We start from the raw sequence: 17894 nt of genomic DNA on the forward strand, positions 1-17894 counted from the left end.
TATGAAATTAGCACATCTGGGACGTCAGGCATTGATGGGTGTGATGGCCGTGGCGCTGGTTGCGGGTATGAGCGTTAAAAGTTTTGCAGATGAAGGTCTGCTTAATAAAGTCAAAGAGCGCGGCACGCTGCTGGTAGGGCTGGAAGGAACTTATCCGCCGTTCAGTTTTCAGGGGGATGACGGCAAATTAACCGGTTTTGAAGTGGAATTTGCCCAACAGCTGGCAAAACATCTTGGCGTTGAGGCGTCACTAAAACCGACCAAATGGGACGGTATGCTGGCGTCGCTGGACTCTAAACGCATTGATGTGGTGATTAATCAGGTCACCATTTCTGACGAGCGCAAGAAAAAATACGATTTCTCTACCCCGTACACCATTTCCGGTATTCAGGCGCTGGTGAAAAAAGGTAACGAAGGCACCATTAAAACGGCTGATGATCTGAAAGGCAAAAAAGTGGGTGTCGGTCTGGGCACCAACTATGAAGAGTGGCTGCGTCAGAATGTTCAGGGCGTCGATGTGCGTACCTATGATGATGACCCGACCAAATATCAGGATCTGCGCGTAGGCCGTATCGATGCGATCCTCGTTGACCGTCTGGCGGCGCTGGATCTGGTGAAGAAAACCAACGATACGCTGGCAGTAACCGGTGAAGCATTCTCCCGTCAGGAGTCTGGCGTGGCGCTGCGTAAAGGAAATGAAGACCTGCTGAAAGCGGTGAATGATGCAATTGCGGAAATGCAAAAAGATGGCACTTTGCAAGCCCTTTCCGAAAAATGGTTTGGTGCTGATGTGACCAAATAATCAGCATAATGACAAAAAAGGGCGCTTTCACTAGCGCCTTTTTTATTTACGCGTTTTCAGCGTGCATAATAAGAAAATCACAACAACACACATCGGAGGCTGTTATGCCACTGCATAATTTAACCCGTTTTCCACGGCTGGAGTTTATCGGCGCGCCAACGCCGCTCGAATATCTGCCGCGCTTTTCTGATTATCTTGGACGGGAAATTTTCATCAAACGGGATGACGTCACCCCCATGGCAATGGGCGGCAATAAATTACGTAAGCTGGAATTTCTCGCGGCAGATGCCCTGCGCGAAGGTGCCGATACGCTGATTACTGCCGGGGCGATCCAGTCTAACCATGTGCGCCAGACTGCCGCAGTCGCTGCGAAACTCGGTCTGCACTGCGTGGCGCTGCTGGAAAATCCTATTGGCACAACCGCAGAAAACTATTTAACCAACGGCAATCGTTTGTTGCTGGATCTGTTCAATACCCAGATTGAAATGTGCGACGCACTGACCGATCCCAATGCCCAACTGGAAGAGCTGGCGACGCGAGTCGAAGCACAAGGTTTTCGCCCGTATGTCATTCCGGTTGGCGGTTCTAATGCTTTGGGCGCGCTGGGTTATGTGGAGAGTGCGCTGGAAATCGCGCAACAGTGTGAAGGGGCGGTTAATATTTCGTCGGTGGTGGTCGCATCGGGCAGTGCCGGAACTCACGCCGGACTGGCTGTTGGGCTGGAACACCTGATGCCTGAAAGCGAGCTGATTGGCGTGACCGTGTCGCGTTCTGTTGCCGATCAATTGCCGAAAGTGGTTAACCTCCAACAGGCGATTGCGAAAGAACTGGAGCTGACCGCATCAGCGGAAATTTTACTCTGGGATGACTATTTTGCACCTGGCTACGGCGTGCCGAACGACGAAGGCATGGAAGCAGTGAAATTGCTGGCGCGGCTGGAAGGCATTCTGCTTGATCCTGTGTATACCGGAAAAGCGATGGCGGGGCTGATTGACGGTATCAGTCAGAAACGCTTCAAAGATGAAGGGCCGATTCTGTTTATTCATACCGGCGGCGCGCCTGCGCTGTTCGCCTATCATCCCCACGTTTAGCTCCGGAAATGCTCATGCAAGAAAGTATACAACTGGTTATTGATTCCTTGCCGTTCCTGCTGAAAGGGGCTGGGTATACGCTGCAACTCAGTATCGGCGGTATGTTTTTTGGCTTACTGCTAGGGTTTATTCTCGCGCTGATGCGCCTTTCGCCAATCTGGCCCGTGCGCTGGCTGGCGCGTTTTTATATCTCTATTTTTCGTGGTACGCCACTCATCGCACAACTGTTTATGATCTATTACGGCTTGCCGCAGTTTGGCATCGAACTAGATCCCATTCCGTCAGCAATGATTGGTCTGTCGCTAAACACTGCCGCCTATGCTGCCGAAACGCTGCGTGCCGCCATTTCTTCTATTGATAAAGGTCAGTGGGAAGCTGCTGCCAGTATTGGTATGACGCCGTGGCAGACCATGCGTCGCGCGATTTTGCCACAGGCGGCGCGGGTGGCGTTGCCGCCGCTGTCGAACAGCTTTATCAGCCTGGTAAAAGATACGTCGCTGGCCGCGACAATCCAGGTGCCGGAGCTGTTCCGTCAGGCGCAGTTGATTACCTCGCGCACGCTGGAGGTGTTCACCATGTATCTGGCGGCTTCGCTCATCTACTGGATTATGGCGACTGTGTTATCGACGTTGCAGAACCATTTTGAGAATCAACTTAATCGCCAGGAGAGGGAACCCAAATGAGTGCCATTGAAGTTAAGAACCTGGTGAAAAAATTCCACGGTCAGACGGTGCTGCACGGTATCGACCTCGAGGTAAAGCCTGGCGAAGTAGTGGCAATTATCGGTCCGAGTGGTTCCGGTAAAACCACGTTGCTACGCAGCATAAATCTGCTGGAACAACCGGAAGCGGGAACCATCACCGTTGGCGATATCACTATTGATACTGCACGTTCATTAAGTCAGCAAAAATCGCTGATTCGCCAGTTGCGTCAACACGTCGGGTTTGTCTTCCAGAACTTTAATTTGTTTCCACATCGTACGGTGCTGGAAAACATTATTGAAGGGCCGGTGATCGTCAAAGGCGAACCGAAAGAAGAGGCCACGGCGCGCGCTCGCGAGCTGCTGGCGAAAGTTGGGCTGGCCGGTAAAGAAACCAGTTATCCACGTCGTTTGTCTGGCGGTCAACAGCAGCGCGTTGCGATTGCGCGTGCTCTGGCAATGCGTCCTGAAGTGATTTTGTTTGATGAGCCAACGTCGGCGCTGGATCCAGAGCTGGTGGGCGAAGTCCTGAACACCATTCGTCAGCTGGCGCAGGAAAAGCGCACGATGGTGATTGTGACGCACGAAATGAGCTTTGCCCGGGATGTTGCGGACCGGGCGATTTTTATGGACCAGGGGCGGATAGTCGAGCAGGGGGTAGCAAAAGCGTTATTTGCCGATCCTCAGCAGCCTCGCACCCGCCAGTTCCTCGAGAAGTTTCTGCTGCAATAATAAGAAAAAATCAGCCCCGACGATTCACCAGTCGGGGCGGTGCGCCACTTCAAACGTGATAAAACTGCTTAACAAATCAGCATAACTCATTAATAACATAAGAGAATGCGATGGCTTGCAAAAGTAATTCATTGCCTGAATAATATAAATTATATATAAATCTTATTTATGTGATAGTTTGAATTATCATTATAAATGATACTCACTCTCAGGGGCGTTGCGGTTTACTATGCAGGATACGGATTTTTTCAGCTGGCTTCGCACGATGCTGTTGCGTTTTCAGAGGATGGAGGCCGCAGAAGAGGTCTACCATGAAATAGAGCTTCAGGCTCAGCAGCTGGAGTACGATTACTATTCGTTATGTGTTCGCCACCCGGTACCATTCACGCGACCTAAAGTGGCTTTCTACACCAATTACCCTGAGTCGTGGGTTAGTTATTATCAGGCAAAAAATTTTCTCGCAATTGATCCGGTGCTGAACCCTGAAAACTTTAGTCAGGGCCATTTAATGTGGAATGATGACTTATTCAGCGAAGCACAGCCGTTATGGGAAGCTGCGCGCGCACATGGTTTACGCCGCGGTGTCACTCAGTATTTAATGCTGCCAAATCGGGCGCTGGGCTTTTTGTCCTTTTCCCGTTGCAGCACGCGCGAAATACCCATTCTTAGTGATGAACTGCAATTAAAAATGCAGTTACTGGTGCGCGAAAGTCTGATGGCTCTAATGCGTTTAAATGATGAAATAGTGATGACGCCAGAGATGAATTTCAGCAAGCGCGAAAAAGAAATTCTGAAATGGACGGCGGAAGGGAAGACATCAGCAGAGATAGCGATGATTTTGTCAATCTCTGAGAATACGGTCAATTTCCATCAGAAAAACATGCAGAAAAAAATCAATGCACCGAATAAGACCCAAGTGGCCTGTTACGCGGCCGCTACTGGCTTAATTTGATCGCTTTTCTTTCTGCGTGCCAGATGCAAAAACCGGCTGAAAGACACGCTCTCAGCCGGTTTTATATTACTGACGGTAGGCTTGTTTAATTTGCTTAACCGTTTTGGAAAATACTGCAGCCTGGGTTTCGTCTTCGATCAGCGCAAGCTGTTTTTCCATCTTTAACATCACGCGGCCCGCGTCAGCTTGTCCCATCGCCTGCAGCATCAGCGTCAGCATCGCTTTCAGGCAGGAGACTTCATTTGCCAGTTCTTGATTATTCTCGGCAGTAGAAAAATCAGGCGTACTCATTTATTTTCCTCGTCATGTTGCAATGAAAATTTGCGGTGAAAAATGTTAAGGCGGCGGAGTATACCATAAGCTTTGCTAAAAATAGCAGTGGTTGTTTTTTGAGCGTGCCGTCAACGGTGCTATTAAATGTGTTAATATAATGACCAATAAATATTTTTATCATGAATGTTTTTTGCCCGTATTGTTCGGGTTAATTAATGTTACATATTCAGCGGGCTGATTTTCATTTTTGCTGAATAAAGTCAATTTTTGTCACATTTCATCGCAGGGCTTACTGTGAAACGATCCCGGAGCCGTTGGTGACGGGCGTGACCATAACTGTGGACAATCGAATTTACAAAAACGAGAGAAAAATCGAATACCCACCATTTTTAACGTTTCAAAGTTGCAATAAAAACCGCTAATATACGAATGACTAACTATCAGTAGCGTTATCCCTATTTCTGGAGATATTCCTTTGATCAACGTTCTACTTGTTGATGACCACGAACTGGTGCGCGCAGGGATACGACGCATTCTGGAAGATATAAAGGGTATAAAAGTCGTCGGTGAGGCATCGTGCGGTGAAGACGCCGTTAAGTGGTGCCGGGCAAATGCCGTTGACGTGGTGCTAATGGACATGAGTATGCCGGGCATTGGCGGCCTTGAGGCAACGCGTAAAATCGCGCGTTCCACAGCTGATGTCAAAATCATCATGCTTACTGTCCATACAGAAAACCCTTTACCAGCGAAAGTCATGCAGGCCGGTGCTGCTGGCTACCTCAGCAAAGGCGCGGCTCCGCAGGAAGTCGTGAGTGCGATTCGTTCTGTCTATTCTGGGCAGCGTTACATTGCTTCTGACATCGCTCAACAAATGGCATTAAGCCAGATCGAACCAGAAAAAACAGAAAGTCCATTTGCCAGTTTGTCTGAACGTGAATTGCAGATTATGCTGATGATCACTAAGGGCCAGAAGGTCAATGAGATCTCAGAACAGCTCAATCTCAGTCCGAAAACGGTGAACAGCTACCGCTATCGTATGTTCAGTAAACTAAACATTCATGGCGATGTTGAGCTGACTCACCTGGCAATTCGCCATGGTCTGTGTAATGCGGAGACATTATCAAGTCAGTGAGTGATCAGTTTGACGCAAAAGCGTTTTTAAAAACCGTAACCAGCCAGCCAGGCGTTTATCGCATGTACGATGCTGGTGGTACGGTTATCTATGTCGGCAAAGCGAAAGACCTGAAAAAACGGCTTTCCAGCTATTTCCGTAGCAACCTCGCTTCGCGCAAAACCGAAGCGCTGGTCGCCCAGATCCAGCAAATTGATGTAACGGTTACTCATACAGAAACCGAAGCGCTGTTGCTGGAACACAACTACATCAAACTCTATCAGCCGCGTTACAACGTTTTGCTACGCGATGATAAATCTTATCCCTTTATCTTCCTGAGTGGCGATACTCACCCGCGTCTGGCTATGCATCGTGGAGCGAAGCATGCCAAAGGTGAATATTTCGGCCCGTTCCCGAATGGCTATGCCGTACGTGAAACACTGGCGCTACTGCAAAAGATTTTTCCCATTCGCCAGTGCGAAAATAGTGTTTATCGCAATCGCTCGCGTCCGTGTCTGCAATATCAGATAGGGCGCTGTCTGGGACCGTGCGTTGAAGGACTGGTGAGTGAAGAAGAATACGCTCAGCAGGTCGAGTATGTGCGCCTGTTTTTGTCTGGCAAAGATGATCAGGTGCTTACGCAACTCATTAGCCGTATGGAAACTGCCAGCCAGAATCTGGAGTTTGAAGAAGCGGCACGTATTCGCGACCAAATTCAGGCGGTGCGACGCGTCACCGAAAAACAGTTTGTGTCCAATACCGGCGACGACCTTGACGTTATTGGTGTGGCGTTCGATGCGGGCATGGCTTGTGTCCACGTATTGTTCATTCGTCAGGGCAAAGTGCTCGGCAGCCGTAGCTATTTCCCGAAAGTGCCTGGCGGTACGGAACTGAGCGAGGTGGTGGAAACCTTCGTAGGTCAGTTCTATTTACAAGGCAGCCAGATGCGCACCTTACCGGGTGAGATCCTGCTCGATTTTAATCTTAGCGATAAAACGCTGCTCGCCGATTCCCTTTCAGAACTGGCAGGACGCAAGATTAATGTTCAAACCAAACCTCGCGGCGATAGGGCGCGTTATCTGAAACTCGCGCGCACCAATGCGGCGACGGCCTTAACCAGCAAACTTTCGCAGCAATCTACCGTTCACCAGCGACTGACCGCGCTTGCCAGCGTGTTGAAATTACCGGAAGTGAAGCGGATGGAGTGCTTTGACATCAGCCATACCATGGGTGAACAAACCGTCGCTTCCTGTGTGGTGTTTGATGCTAACGGCCCGCTGCGTGCGGAGTATCGGCGCTATAACATTACTGGCATCACGCCGGGCGATGATTATGCGGCGATGAATCAGGTGCTGCGTCGGCGTTATGGTAAAGCCATTGACGACAGTAAGATCCCGGATGTGATCCTTATCGACGGCGGCAAAGGCCAGCTTGCGCAGGCGAAAAATGTCTTCGCCGAACTGGATGTCTCATGGGATAAAAATCATCCGCTGCTACTTGGCGTTGCCAAAGGTGCAGATCGTAAGGCTGGGCTGGAAACGCTGTTCTTTGAGCCGGAAGGTGAGGGATTCAGTTTGCCGCCAGATTCTCCCGCGCTGCATGTTATCCAGCATATACGCGATGAATCTCACGATCACGCGATTGGTGGGCACCGTAAGAAACGGGCGAAGGTCAAAAATACCAGTTCCCTGGAAACCATTGAAGGCGTCGGGCCAAAACGTCGGCAAATGTTGTTGAAATATATGGGCGGTTTGCAAGGTTTACGTAACGCCAGCGTTGAGGAAATTGCAAAAGTGCCGGGTATTTCGCAAGGTCTGGCAGAAAAGATCTTCTGGTCGTTGAAACATTGATGTCTCTGTAGCAACATAGGGGTAATCTTACTGACAACAGATAGTTACCCGTCATTATGCAATTTAATATCCCTACGTTGCTTACACTGTTCCGTGTCATCCTTATCCCATTCTTTGTATTGGTCTTTTATCTGCCTGTCACCTGGTCGCCGTTTGCCGCCGCGCTCATTTTCTGCGTCGCGGCGGTGACTGACTGGTTCGATGGTTTTCTGGCACGCCGCTGGAACCAGAGTACCCGGTTTGGTGCTTTCCTTGACCCTGTCGCAGATAAAGTTCTCGTGGCTATCGCCATGGTGCTGGTAACCGAGCATTATCACAGCTGGTGGGTGACCTTACCGGCGGCAACGATGATCGCCCGTGAAATTATTATTTCTGCGCTACGCGAATGGATGGCGGAGTTGGGTAAACGCAGTAGCGTGGCTGTCTCCTGGATTGGGAAAGTGAAAACAACTGCCCAGATGGTGGCGCTGGCCTGGCTGCTGTGGCGTCCGAACATTTGGGTTGAGTACGCCGGTATTGCACTTTTCTTTGTGGCTGCGGTACTGACTCTGTGGTCAATGTTGCAATATTTGAGCGCTGCGCGTGCAGATTTGCTTGATCAGTGATCGTTTCGGCGCAATTTTCAGCAAACGATCAAAAGTGGTGAAAAATATCGTTGACTCATCGCGCCAGGTAAGTAGAATGCAACGCATCGAACGGCGGCACTGATTGCCAGACGATAATAAAATCAAGTGATTAACTGATTGCTTGATGAATGCGGGAATAGCTCAGTTGGTAGAGCACGACCTTGCCAAGGTCGGGGTCGCGAGTTCGAGTCTCGTTTCCCGCTCCAGTTTAAAAGACATCGGCGTCAAGCGGATGTCTGGCTGAAAGGCCTGAAGAATTTGGCGCGTTAACAAAGCGGTTATGTAGCGGATTGCAAATCCGTCTAGTCCGGTTCGACTCCGGAACGCGCCTCCACTTTTTTCCCGAGCCCGGATGGTGGAATCGGTAGACACAAGGGATTTAAAATCCCTCGGCGTTCGCGCTGTGCGGGTTCAAGTCCCGCTCCGGGTACCATGGGAAAGATAAGAATAAAATCAAAGCAATAAGCAGTGTCGTGAAACCACCTTCGGGTGGTTTTTTTGTGCCTGCAACTTGTCGTTACACCCTCCTTAATTTTTAATCACCGGCAAAGCCACTCAAAAAGTATCTCTGATACGGACCGGCATGTAAGATAGGTGCTGGCGAGTTGAGATCCACAAGGAAAAGCGTATGAAAACGGGACCGTTAAACGAAAGTGAGTTGGAATGGCTGGACGATATTCTGACCAAATACAACACTGACCACGCCATTCTTGATGTGGCGGAGCTGGACGGTTTATTGACGGCGGTGTTGAGTTCTCCGCAAGAGATTGAACCGGCACAGTGGCTGGTTGCCGTGTGGGGTGGGGCTGACTATGTGCCGCGCTGGGCGTCAGAGAAAGAGATGACGCGCTTTATGAACCTGGCTTTTCAGCATATGGCCGATACCGCAGAGCGTCTGAACGAATTCCCGGAGCAGTTTGAGCCGTTATTCGGCTTGCGAGAAGTCGATGGCAGCGAGCTGACGATTGTTGAGGAGTGGTGCTTTGGCTATATGCGGGGCGTGGCACTTTCTGACTGGTCAACGTTGCCCGATTCGTTAAAACCAGCGCTGGATGCGATTGCGCTGCACGGTACTGAGGAAAACTTCGAGCGGGTAGAGAAGATGTCGCCAGAAGCGTTTGAAGAGAGCGTAGATGCTATTCGGCTGGCGGCGCTTGATTTACATGCATACTGGATGGCGCATCCGCAGGAAAAAGCTGTTCAGCAACCGATCAAAGCAGAAGAGAAACCGGGGCGTAACGATCCTTGTCCGTGTGGCAGTGGTAAGAAATTTAAGCAGTGCTGCCTGCATTAAGAGGTCACATTGGGTGTCAGCGTTAATTCTGGCACCCAATAAGAATCTAATCACCCCACTTCTGGTAACAAGCCTGCCGCAATCAAAAATTGCACGCCAATCACAGCAATACCACAGAGAAACACCACCACCAGCGCCGGACGACCACCTTTCACCCGGTAACCCGCCTGAGGATTGTGCTTCCTGCTTTGCCAGGTCAACAGCGAAGGGATAATCAATGCCAGTACCGCCAGCGCCACACCGGCGTAACCCAGCGCCATCACAAATCCTCGTGGATAAAACAGTGCAAACGCCAACGGCGGCAGAAAGGTAATTGCACCAGTTTGCAACCGTCCACCAACGGTATTTGAACGCTGAAATAAATCAGCCAGATAATCAAATAAGCCTAACGCAACGCCGAGAAATGACGTGGCGAGGGCTAAATCAGCAAATAAATGCACTGCCAGCTCAACATGCGGAGAGGCCACCATTTCGCGTAACGCCTGTAACAGCCCGTTTAATCCAGCATGATTAGCCAGCAATCCCATAAAGGTTGTTGAATCAATGCTGCCAAGCGTTGCCACCTGCCAGAAAATATATGCCACCAGGGGGATCGCACTACCGGTTATAAACACCCAGCGTAGCTTACGAACGTTGCCATCCATATAGCTGACAATACTCGGCACGCTACCGTGAAAACCAAATGAGGTAAAAATCACCGGGATTGCTGACAGAGCCAGCCCCTGTTGCAACGGCAGGGTTAAAAGATTCACTTTGTGAATATGCGGCAGCAGTAGTACCAGCATTACCACCAGAAAAATAATCTTGGCGCTGAACAGAAAACGGTTAAACAAATCGACCAGCGATGTCCCGACACAAACCACGCCACCGGCAACAAAAGTGAACAACAGCACGCCAGCGGTTGCCGACATTGAAATACCTGTCCAGTCGCTGATGCTGGAGGCCAACAATTCACCGGCACCGCTGATGTATGCCGCAGTTAGAGCATACATTAAGAACATCATACTGAAGCCCGTCAGCCACTGACCGTAGCGTCCCAGATAGCGTTTTGCCAGCGTGCCCAGGCCGGTATCTGCCGGGACATGCTGGTACACCTCCAGCAGTAATAGCGCCGTGTAGCACATCAACGCCCAAAGCCCAATCAACAAGATTAACGTGACGCTAAAACCAACACCTGCCGCAGCCAGCGGCATTGCCAGCATGCCTGCGCCAATTGTGGTTCCCGCCACGATAAAAACACTTCCCAGAGTTCTGTTTTTCACGCTTTCTTCTGTCCTGACGATCTTTATGAGTGATATCTGCGGCGCAGGTTAAGGCATAACGGCTGGTTCGTCAAACCGGCGTTACATGTGGTGTAAATATAAATGTACAATAAAATGCGTTCAGTCCTGCGCTGGCGCAAAGTCTTGGTAAGCGGCAATCGCGACGCTAGGCCTTTTTAAGGAGGAACGATGGACTCTATTCACGGTCACGAAGTGTTAAATATGATGATTGAATCAGGCGAGCAATATACGCATGCCAGTCTGGAAGCTGCGATTAAAGCGCGTTTTGGTGAACAGGCACGTTTTCACACCTGCTCGGCAGAAGGGATGACAGCGGGAGAGCTGGTAGCGTTTCTGGCAGCAAAAGGCAAATTTATACCTTCGGAAGAAGGTTTTTCGACCGATCAGAGTAAGATTTGCCGTCACTGATTTGAAACGGCGGCAGTAAACCTGCCGCCGGAGAACATTAGTTTTGTGTGTCGAGGGTAGAGAGTTCTTTGTCGATAAAATACAGACCTTCGCCGCTTTTGCCTGCCAGGCTTAATTTATCAATAATCGATTTGAACAGTTTCTCTTCTTCATGCTGCTCAGAAACATACCATTGCAGGAAATTAAATGTTGGGTAGTCCTGATTGGTCATCGCAGCATGAGCCAGTTCGTTAATTTTCTGCGTGATTAATTGTTCGTGTTTATAGGTTTCCTGGAATAATTCATCAAGTGAGGAATATTCAGCAAACGGAGATTCAACGGTATTAATACGCGGTAAGTTGCCGGTATCAGTCAGATAATCAAACAGACGCTGCATATGCGTCATCTCTTCCTGGGCGTGGCGGCGCAGGAACGCGGCAGCACCTTCGAAGGTATGATAGCTGCACCAGGCGCTCATTTGCTGATAAAGCAGTGAAGAGTACAGTTCCAGGTTCATCTGCTCATTAAGTTTTTCAATCATTTCTGGTTTCAGCATGATAGTGCTCCACAAAGGTTATATTTGTTGCTGTGGCGTCACTATAATTTGTTATTTTATTATTTGCAAAAGGTAAAATATAAACTTCAATTATTAAAAATACGAATGGGAATAAAACGCATTACCGCTATTTATTTAATCAGCGAAGATCCCCCTCGCTGATTAAAACATTTAGAGAAAGACAGGGAAGGCGGAATGATGGCACTGATATGACAAAGTGAATTCCGTATTCAAACATAAGGAACCCGCAAAAAGGCTACAGTTGCCTACTGGCTGACCAAAGGGGATAGCGTGGGTATAGCCTTCCTGCTGGCATGCGCGATCGGCGATCCCGCGACTGACATAACGATCGGTACGGGCATGCTGCAAAAAAGCCTGATCATAAACCAACCGAACAATACCTGTTGCCGTGTCAACTTCGCCCACATGAGCCTGGCGAGTAACCGTACACCCCGCCAGCGTTATTAATGAAAGAGTCAGAATCAGAAGTCTCATGGTCCAGCCAGAAGAGTAAGAGAAAGCACTATTTTACGTGTTACAGCGCTGCGACAATGGCCGAAAAAGACGCCTGGCAGGCGCTATTTCTTGCCATCTGTAGGTGTCAGAAATGGGGGGGCTGCTTTTTGATTATCATTTTTATAACATTAAAGGGGTATTTATGTGATTTGCATCACATAAAGATTGATTTTTGTGATGGCTGTCATATTATAAGTGCAAAGACAATAACACCTGTATAACAAATGGTCGGAGTGCCGCGATGAAACTGCGCAAAATCCTGAAAAGTATGTTCAATAACTATTGCAAGACGTTCAAAGACGTACCGCCAGGCAATATGTTCCGATAACAAAAAACCTGCTCCGGCAGGTTTTTTTGTGTCCTGATGACGGTGGATGTGACTATCGCTGAAGATGTGAAGCCGCTACTATAACGGCTTTCAAAATGCTATCAGGAGTTTACGATGTCCCAGCCGCTGAATGCCGATCAGGAACTGGTTTCTGATGTGGTTGCTTGCCAGTTGGTTATCAAACAAATTCTCGACGTTCTGGATGTAATCGCGCCCGTTGAAGTTCGCGAAAAAATGTCCAGCCAGCTGAAGAATATCGACTTTACTCACCATCCCGCCGCCGCAGACCCGGTCACCATGCGGGCAATCCAAAAAGCCATCGCGCTGATTGAACTCAAGTTTACCCCACAGGGCGAATCCCATTAAAAAACCGCTGCTTCAAAAAGATGAGGCAGCGGTTTCTCAAAAACTTCTTCGGCGCAATTGCATTAGCGCCGATGACGATCAATGCAGCTGATGCGACACGACATTCAGAACATGTTGGTCGGTCTGCACAGGGCACATACCAGCAAGTTTCGCACTGCGCACTTCATCAAGAATGGTTTGCAGCAACAGGCCATCATGCTGCTGTTCTTTTTCCAGATCGCGCAGGAAATTGACGGTTGAATCATCATTCAGTTCTTTAGCTTCATCGGCTAACTGTGCCAGCGTGCTTGAACGTTGCTCGTATTCTTCCATCGTTTTTTGGAAAAGTTCTTCCAGTGAGTTCAGTTTTTCACCGGGAACATCAATGGCTTTAACGATGGGAGTAGCGCCGACACTCTTCATAAAGTTAAACATGCGCATCATTTGGGTCACATTACTCTGTGCCTGGGCGCGAAGGAAAGTGGCGGTGCCGTTCAGACTCTGTTCAGAACACCAGTTACTCAGGTGAAGGTAGAGATTGGATGCGTAAAACTCGCGGTTCATTTGAGAGTTGAGTTTGAGAAGCATTCCAGCGGTTGCCATACCTAATATCCTTATATCCAGAAGTGGAGAGGTGCAAGATAAATCAAAACACCATAATTACTGTTTGCAGAATAATTCCTTTCTGCCGGTCCGAAATGTGATCGTGGAGTCAATTCTGACGATGATCTGAAATAAGAATAACGTCTGAACGGGTATAAGAAAATGCTTAAATCATCAAGTTTATATATTTTTACATTTCATTGATGAAATCAATGTAACTGCAATGAATTTTAATGATAGTGCTTTTTGTATCTTGTTGATATTAATCGGTGAATTTGAATTCATGATGAAGCAATGATTTTTTAAAACGTTTTTTCATTTTTGCGATATGGCTCTCAGTATACGTGTTCTGTTAATTAATGAACACGGTGATAATTAATGGCGAAATGAATGACGCGCTTTTTCCACATCTTTGAGTTGCGGTTATTACACCATTGCAAAAACTCAACGCCAGGTAATGTGGCCTATTGACTGGTTAAAAAAAAGACATCCCGCTGGGTACCAAAGACAACAAGGATTTCCAGGCTAATCTTATGGATTAATCTGCTGTGCACTAGACAATTTGTCAGACAAATTGGCTTTTCCTTATGTCTTTTCCCGCTAAATTTATGCACGTTCTCACTGTAATTCTGCGATGTGATATTGCTCTCCTATGGAGAATTAATTTCTCGCTAAAACTATGTCAACACAGTCACTTATCTTTTAGTTAAAAGGTAATGCTTTGTTTTCCGATTAATTTAACGAATGTCATTCGTTTTTGCCCTACACAAAACGACACTAAAGCTGGAGAGAACCATGCACAAATTTACTAAAGCCCTGGCAGCCATTGGTCTGGCAGCCGTTATGTCACAATCCGCTATGGCGGAGAACCTGAAGCTCGGTTTCCTGGTGAAGCAACCGGAAGAGCCGTGGTTCCAGACCGAATGGAAGTTTGCCGATAAAGCCGGGAAGGATTTAGGGTTTGAGGTTATTAAGATTGCCGTGCCGGATGGCGAAAAAACATTGAACGCGATCGACAGCCTGGCAGCCAGTGGCGCAAAAGGTTTCGTTATTTGTACTCCGGACCCCAAACTCGGCTCTGCCATCGTCGCGAAAGCGCGTGGCTACGATATGAAAGTCATTGCCGTGGATGACCAGTTTGTTAACGCCAAAGGTAAGCCAATGGATACCGTTCCTCTGGTGATGATGGCGGCGACTAAAATTGGCGAACGTCAGGGCCAGGAACTGTATAAAGAGATGCAGAAACGTGGCTGGGATGTCAAAGAAAGCGCGGTGATGGTGATTACCGCCAACGAACTGGATACCGCCCGCCGCCGTACAACGGGTTCTATGGACGCACTGAAAGCGGCCGGATTCCCGGAAAAACAAATTTATCAGGTACCTACCAAATCTAACGACATCCCGGGGGCATTTGACGCTGCCAACTCAATGCTGGTTCAACATCCGGAAGTTAAACATTGGCTGATCGTCGGTATGAACGACAGCACCGTGCTGGGCGGCGTACGCGCGACGGAAGGTCAGGGCTTTAAAGCGGCCGATATCATCGGTATCGGTATTAACGGTGTGGATGCGGTGAGCGAACTGTCTAAGGCACAGGCAACCGGCTTCTACGGTTCCCTGCTGCCAAGCCCGGACGTACATGGCTATAAATCCAGCGAAATGCTTTACAACTGGGTAGCAAAAGACGTTGAACCGCCAAAATTTACCGAAGTTACCGACGTGGTACTGATCACGCGTGACAACTTTAAAGAAGAACTGGAGAAAAAAGGTTTAGGCGGTAAGTAATTTGCCGGAAAAATTCCCCTCTGCATGATGCAGAGGGGGTGTGAACGACCAGTGATTCACGGAGACGTTATGCAACAGTCTACCCCGTATCTCTCATTTCGCGGCATCGGTAAAACATTTCCCGGCGTTAAGGCGCTGACGGATATTAGTTTTGATTGCTATGCCGGTCAGGTTCATGCGTTGATGGGTGAAAATGGCGCAGGAAAATCAACTCTCTTAAAAATCCTCAGCGGCAACTATGCGCCAACCACGGGTTCTGTAGTGATTAATGGGCAGGAAATGTCCTTTTCCGACACGACCGCAGCACTTAACGCGGGGGTGGCGATTATTTACCAGGAACTGCATCTCGTGCCGGAAATGACCGTCGCGGAAAACATCTATCTCGGCCAGCTGCCGCATAAAGGCGGCATTGTGAATCGCTCATTGCTGAATTATGAGGCGGGTTTACAACTTAAACATCTTGGTATGGATATTGACCCGGACACGCCGCTGAAATATCTCTCCATTGGTCAGTGGCAGATGGTTGAAATTGCCAAAGCGCTGGCGCGTAATGCCAAAATTATCGCCTTTGATGAGCCAACCAGCTCCCTCTCTGCCCGTGAAATCGACAATCTTTTTCGCGTCATTCGTGAACTGCGAAAAGAGGGGCGGGTGATCTTATACGTTTCTCACCGTATGGAAGAAATATTTGCCCTAAGCGATGCCATCACTGTCTTTAAAGATGGGCGTTATGTCAAAACCTTTACCGATATGCAGCAGGTTGACCACGACGCACTGGTACAGGCGATGGTTGGGCGCGACATCGGCGATATCTACGGCTGGCAACCGCGTAGTTATGGCGAGGAGCGGCTGCGTCTTGATGCTGTGAAAGCACCAGGCGTGCGTACGCCAATAAGTCTGGCGGTTCGCAGTGGTGAAATTGTCGGTCTGTTTGGTCTGGTCGGGGCAGGGCGTAGCGAATTAATGAAAGGCATGTTTGGCGGGACGCAAATCACCGCCGGTCAGGTTTATATCGACCAACAGCCGATCGATATTCGTAAACCGAGCCACGCCATTGCCGCAGGCATGATGCTCTGTCCGGAAGATCGCAAAGCGGAAGGCATTATTCCCGTGCACTCCGTTCGCGACAATATCAACATCAGTGCCAGACGTAAACATGTGCTTGGCGGTTGTGTAATCAACAACGGTTGGGAAGAAAACAATGCCGATCACCACATTCGTTCGCTCAACATCAAAACGCCGGGCGCTGAGCAACTGATCATGAATCTCTCAGGCGGAAATCAGCAAAAAGCCATTCTGGGCCGCTGGTTATCGGAAGAGATGAAGGTCATTTTGCTGGATGAACCTACGCGTGGCATTGATGTTGGTGCTAAGCATGAAATTTACAACGTGATTTATGCGCTGGCGGCGCAGGGTGTGGCGGTGCTGTTTGCCTCCAGCGACTTACCTGAAGTCCTCGGCGTTGCCGACCGGATTGTGGTGATGCGGGAAGGCGAAATCGCCGGTGAATTGTTACACGAGCAGGCAGATGAGCGTCAGGCACTGAGCCTTGCGATGCCTAAAGTCAGCCAGGCAGTTGCCTGAGAAAGGAGAGTATGATGTCTTCTGTTTCTACATCGGGGTCTGGCGCACCTAAGTCGTCATTCAGCTTCGGGCGTATCTGGGATCAGTACGGCATGCTGGTGGTGTTTGCGGTGCTTTTTATCGCCTGTGCCATTTTTGTCCCAAATTTTGCCACCTTCATTAATATGAAAGGGTTGGGCCTGGCAATTTCCATGTCGGGGATGGTGGCTTGTGGCATGTTGTTCTGCCTTGCTTCCGGTGACTTTGACCTTTCTGTCGCCTCCGTAATTGCCTGTGCGGGTGTCACCACGGCGGTGGTTATTAACCTGACTGAAAGCCTGTGGATTGGCGTGGCAGCGGGTTTGTTGCTGGGCGTTCTCTGTGGCCTGGTCAATGGCTTTGTTATCGCCAAACTGAAAATAAATGCCCTGATCACGACACTGGCAACGATGCAGATTGTTCGAGGTCTGGCGTACATCATTTCAGACGGTAAAGCGGTCGGTATCGAAGATGAAAGCTTCTTTGCCCTTGGTTACGCCAACTGGTTCGGTCTGCCTGCGCCAATCTGGCTCACCGTCGCGTGTCTGATCATCTTTGGCTTGCTGCTGAATAAAACCACCTTTGGTCGTAATACCCTGGCGATTGGCGGGAACGAAGAGGCTGCGCGTCTGGCGGGTGTACCGGTTGTTCGCACCAAAATTATTATCTTTGTTCTCTCTGGTCTGGTATCAGCGATAGCCGGAATTATTCTGGCTTCACGTATGACCAGTGGGCAGCCAATGACGTCGATTGGTTATGAGCTGATTGTTATCTCCGCCTGCGTTTTAGGTGGCGTTTCTCTGAAAGGCGGCATCGGAAAAATCTCATATGTGGTGGCGGGTATCTTAATTTTAGGCACCGTGGAAAACGCCATGAACCTGCTTAATATTTCTCCTTTCGCCCAGTACGTGGTTCGCGGCTTAATCCTGCTGGCAGCGGTGATTTTCGACCGTTACAAGCAAAAAGCGAAACGCACTGTCTGATGCTTTTTTCCACAACAATTTAGCGTTTTTTCCCACCACAGCCAGCCGCCACAACGGTTGGCTGTTCTTCGTTGC

At 49.1% G+C, this 17894-nt stretch carries 21 protein-coding genes and 3 tRNA genes; 18 read left to right on the forward strand and 6 right to left on the reverse strand.

The genetic code is table 11. From position 1 onward, the window contains the following. Position 1 precedes the first annotated feature (1 nt). The 5 genes from tcyJ (at position 2) to sdiA (ending at position 4277) form a co-directional block, all read left to right on the forward strand. Positions 2-802 carry a cystine ABC transporter substrate-binding protein gene (tcyJ, locus tag ACJHYW_RS14840; protein WP_001296168.1) on the forward strand — a complete coding sequence of 267 codons (801 nt, stop codon included), beginning with the start codon at positions 2-4 and terminating at the stop codon, positions 800-802. Between the two features lie 104 nt (positions 803-906). Further along, positions 907-1893: a D-cysteine desulfhydrase gene (gene dcyD / locus ACJHYW_RS14845; protein WP_001128215.1), complete on the forward strand. Its 987-nt coding sequence runs from the start codon at positions 907-909 to the stop codon at positions 1891-1893. A gap of 14 nt (positions 1894-1907) precedes the next feature. Continuing rightward, complete coding sequence (tcyL, locus tag ACJHYW_RS14850) at positions 1908-2576, forward strand: cystine ABC transporter permease (protein ID WP_001158220.1); 669 nt, start codon at positions 1908-1910, stop codon at positions 2574-2576. Beyond that, positions 2573-3325, forward strand: a complete 753-nt coding sequence (gene tcyN / locus ACJHYW_RS14855; protein WP_001273000.1) for an L-cystine ABC transporter ATP-binding protein TcyN — start codon at positions 2573-2575, stop codon at positions 3323-3325. Before tcyL ends, tcyN begins: the two co-directional genes overlap by 4 nt. A gap of 229 nt (positions 3326-3554) precedes the next feature. Beyond that, complete coding sequence (gene sdiA, locus ACJHYW_RS14860) at positions 3555-4277, forward strand: transcriptional regulator SdiA (RefSeq protein ID WP_001154255.1); 723 nt, start codon at positions 3555-3557, stop codon at positions 4275-4277. Between the two features lie 66 nt (positions 4278-4343). Here sdiA and yecF read toward each other — a convergent pair whose 3' ends face one another. Next, positions 4344-4568, reverse strand: coding sequence for a DUF2594 family protein YecF (gene yecF, locus ACJHYW_RS14865; RefSeq protein WP_000106474.1), 225 nt, complete (start codon positions 4566-4568; stop codon positions 4344-4346). After that, entirely contained in the window at positions 4555-4731 is a 177-nt protein-coding gene (gene yecU / locus ACJHYW_RS14870; RefSeq protein ID WP_032245964.1) for a protein YecU, read from the reverse strand. The genes yecF and yecU overlap by 14 nt, the downstream gene beginning before the upstream one ends. 294 nt (positions 4732-5025) lie before the next feature. Here yecU and uvrY point away from each other — a divergent pair, with 294 nt between their 5' ends. The 7 genes from uvrY to yecA all read left to right on the forward strand — a co-directional run bounded on the left by uvrY (position 5026) and on the right by yecA (position 9431). Beyond that, on the forward strand, positions 5026-5682 hold the full coding sequence (uvrY, locus tag ACJHYW_RS14875) for a UvrY/SirA/GacA family response regulator transcription factor (protein WP_000611328.1): 657 nt from the start codon (positions 5026-5028) through the stop codon (positions 5680-5682). Beyond that, entirely contained in the window at positions 5679-7511 is a 1833-nt protein-coding gene (gene uvrC, locus ACJHYW_RS14880; protein ID WP_001283421.1) for an excinuclease ABC subunit UvrC, read from the forward strand. The genes uvrY and uvrC overlap by 4 nt, the downstream gene beginning before the upstream one ends. Before the next feature lie 56 nt (positions 7512-7567). Next, positions 7568-8116, forward strand: coding sequence for a CDP-diacylglycerol--glycerol-3-phosphate 3-phosphatidyltransferase (pgsA, locus tag ACJHYW_RS14885; protein ID WP_001160187.1), 549 nt, complete (start codon positions 7568-7570; stop codon positions 8114-8116). A gap of 151 nt (positions 8117-8267) precedes the next feature. Continuing rightward, a tRNA-Gly gene (locus ACJHYW_RS14890) sits at positions 8268-8343 on the forward strand. A gap of 54 nt (positions 8344-8397) precedes the next feature. Then, positions 8398-8471: transfer RNA gene (locus tag ACJHYW_RS14895), tRNA-Cys, on the forward strand. 12 nt (positions 8472-8483) lie between these two features. After that, positions 8484-8570, forward strand: a tRNA-Leu gene (locus ACJHYW_RS14900). A 195-nt stretch (positions 8571-8765) separates the two neighbouring features. Next, positions 8766-9431 (forward strand): UPF0149 family protein YecA, encoded by a 666-nt coding sequence (yecA, locus tag ACJHYW_RS14905; RefSeq protein ID WP_000847877.1) that lies wholly within the window; start codon positions 8766-8768, stop codon positions 9429-9431. 50 nt (positions 9432-9481) lie between these two features. Here yecA and tyrP read toward each other — a convergent pair whose 3' ends face one another. Continuing rightward, positions 9482-10693: a tyrosine transporter TyrP gene (gene tyrP, locus ACJHYW_RS14910; protein ID WP_000797573.1), complete on the reverse strand. Its 1212-nt coding sequence runs from the start codon at positions 10691-10693 to the stop codon at positions 9482-9484. A gap of 189 nt (positions 10694-10882) precedes the next feature. On the opposite strand from tyrP, the gene ACJHYW_RS14915 reads away from it, so the two are divergent. Continuing rightward, positions 10883-11122, forward strand: a complete 240-nt coding sequence (locus ACJHYW_RS14915; protein WP_000377224.1) for a YecH family metal-binding protein — start codon at positions 10883-10885, stop codon at positions 11120-11122. Positions 11123-11159: 37 nt separating this feature from the next. Here the strand turns inward: ACJHYW_RS14915 and ftnA are convergent, their stop codons facing one another. Further along, complete coding sequence (gene ftnA / locus ACJHYW_RS14920) at positions 11160-11657, reverse strand: non-heme ferritin (protein ID WP_000917208.1); 498 nt, start codon at positions 11655-11657, stop codon at positions 11160-11162. A gap of 171 nt (positions 11658-11828) precedes the next feature. Then, positions 11829-12152, reverse strand: coding sequence for a YecR-like lipofamily protein (locus ACJHYW_RS14925; protein ID WP_001237861.1), 324 nt, complete (start codon positions 12150-12152; stop codon positions 11829-11831). Between the two features lie 262 nt (positions 12153-12414). Here ACJHYW_RS14925 and azuC point away from each other — a divergent pair, with 262 nt between their 5' ends. Beyond that, positions 12415-12501 carry a stress response protein AzuC gene (gene azuC / locus ACJHYW_RS14930; protein ID WP_010723106.1) on the forward strand — a complete coding sequence of 29 codons (87 nt, stop codon included), beginning with the start codon at positions 12415-12417 and terminating at the stop codon, positions 12499-12501. A gap of 114 nt (positions 12502-12615) precedes the next feature. After that, a complete protein-coding gene (gene yecJ / locus ACJHYW_RS14935) occupies positions 12616-12867 on the forward strand; it encodes a DUF2766 family protein YecJ (protein ID WP_000082120.1) in 252 nt (83 codons plus the stop codon). Between the two features lie 78 nt (positions 12868-12945). Here yecJ and ACJHYW_RS14940 read toward each other — a convergent pair whose 3' ends face one another. Then, positions 12946-13449, reverse strand: a complete 504-nt coding sequence (locus tag ACJHYW_RS14940) for a non-heme ferritin-like protein (protein WP_000179469.1) — start codon at positions 13447-13449, stop codon at positions 12946-12948. A gap of 795 nt (positions 13450-14244) precedes the next feature. Between ACJHYW_RS14940 and araF the strand changes: the two genes are divergently transcribed. From araF to araH, 3 genes are all read left to right on the forward strand, one after another. Beyond that, positions 14245-15234, forward strand: coding sequence for an arabinose ABC transporter substrate-binding protein AraF (araF, locus tag ACJHYW_RS14945; protein WP_410233366.1), 990 nt, complete (start codon positions 14245-14247; stop codon positions 15232-15234). A gap of 69 nt (positions 15235-15303) precedes the next feature. After that, entirely contained in the window at positions 15304-16818 is a 1515-nt protein-coding gene (gene araG, locus ACJHYW_RS14950; protein WP_001187819.1) for an arabinose ABC transporter ATP-binding protein AraG, read from the forward strand. Positions 16819-16832: 14 nt separating this feature from the next. Continuing rightward, on the forward strand, positions 16833-17819 hold the full coding sequence (araH, locus tag ACJHYW_RS14955) for an arabinose ABC transporter permease AraH (protein WP_000100205.1): 987 nt from the start codon (positions 16833-16835) through the stop codon (positions 17817-17819). Positions 17820-17894 lie beyond the last annotated feature (75 nt).

It is taken from the genome of Escherichia sp. WS3063, from assembly GCF_046486595.1.
GTDB lineage: Bacteria > Pseudomonadota > Gammaproteobacteria > Enterobacterales > Enterobacteriaceae > Escherichia > Escherichia coli.

Coding starts and splice junctions, on each gene's coding strand:
- ACJHYW_RS14940 (WP_000179469.1), bottom strand. CDS start 13,449: ATGGCAACCGCTGGAATGCTTCTCAAACTCAACTCTCAAATGAACCGC.
- araF (WP_410233366.1), top strand. CDS start 14,245: ATGCACAAATTTACTAAAGCCCTGGCAGCCATTGGTCTGGCAGCCGTT.
- sdiA (WP_001154255.1), top strand. CDS start 3,555: ATGCAGGATACGGATTTTTTCAGCTGGCTTCGCACGATGCTGTTGCGT.
- tcyN (WP_001273000.1), top strand. CDS start 2,573: ATGAGTGCCATTGAAGTTAAGAACCTGGTGAAAAAATTCCACGGTCAG.
- yecJ (WP_000082120.1), top strand. CDS start 12,616: ATGTCCCAGCCGCTGAATGCCGATCAGGAACTGGTTTCTGATGTGGTT.
- azuC (WP_010723106.1), top strand. CDS start 12,415: ATGAAACTGCGCAAAATCCTGAAAAGTATGTTCAATAACTATTGCAAG.
- yecA (WP_000847877.1), top strand. CDS start 8,766: ATGAAAACGGGACCGTTAAACGAAAGTGAGTTGGAATGGCTGGACGAT.
- tcyL (WP_001158220.1), top strand. CDS start 1,908: ATGCAAGAAAGTATACAACTGGTTATTGATTCCTTGCCGTTCCTGCTG.
- ACJHYW_RS14915 (WP_000377224.1), top strand. CDS start 10,883: ATGGACTCTATTCACGGTCACGAAGTGTTAAATATGATGATTGAATCA.
- yecF (WP_000106474.1), bottom strand. CDS start 4,568: ATGAGTACGCCTGATTTTTCTACTGCCGAGAATAATCAAGAACTGGCA.
- dcyD (WP_001128215.1), top strand. CDS start 907: ATGCCACTGCATAATTTAACCCGTTTTCCACGGCTGGAGTTTATCGGC.
- ACJHYW_RS14925 (WP_001237861.1), bottom strand. CDS start 12,152: ATGAGACTTCTGATTCTGACTCTTTCATTAATAACGCTGGCGGGGTGT.
- araH (WP_000100205.1), top strand. CDS start 16,833: ATGTCTTCTGTTTCTACATCGGGGTCTGGCGCACCTAAGTCGTCATTC.
- araG (WP_001187819.1), top strand. CDS start 15,304: ATGCAACAGTCTACCCCGTATCTCTCATTTCGCGGCATCGGTAAAACA.
- tcyJ (WP_001296168.1), top strand. CDS start 2: ATGAAATTAGCACATCTGGGACGTCAGGCATTGATGGGTGTGATGGCC.
- ftnA (WP_000917208.1), bottom strand. CDS start 11,657: ATGCTGAAACCAGAAATGATTGAAAAACTTAATGAGCAGATGAACCTG.
- yecU (WP_032245964.1), bottom strand. CDS start 4,731: ATGATAAAAATATTTATTGGTCATTATATTAACACATTTAATAGCACC.
- pgsA (WP_001160187.1), top strand. CDS start 7,568: ATGCAATTTAATATCCCTACGTTGCTTACACTGTTCCGTGTCATCCTT.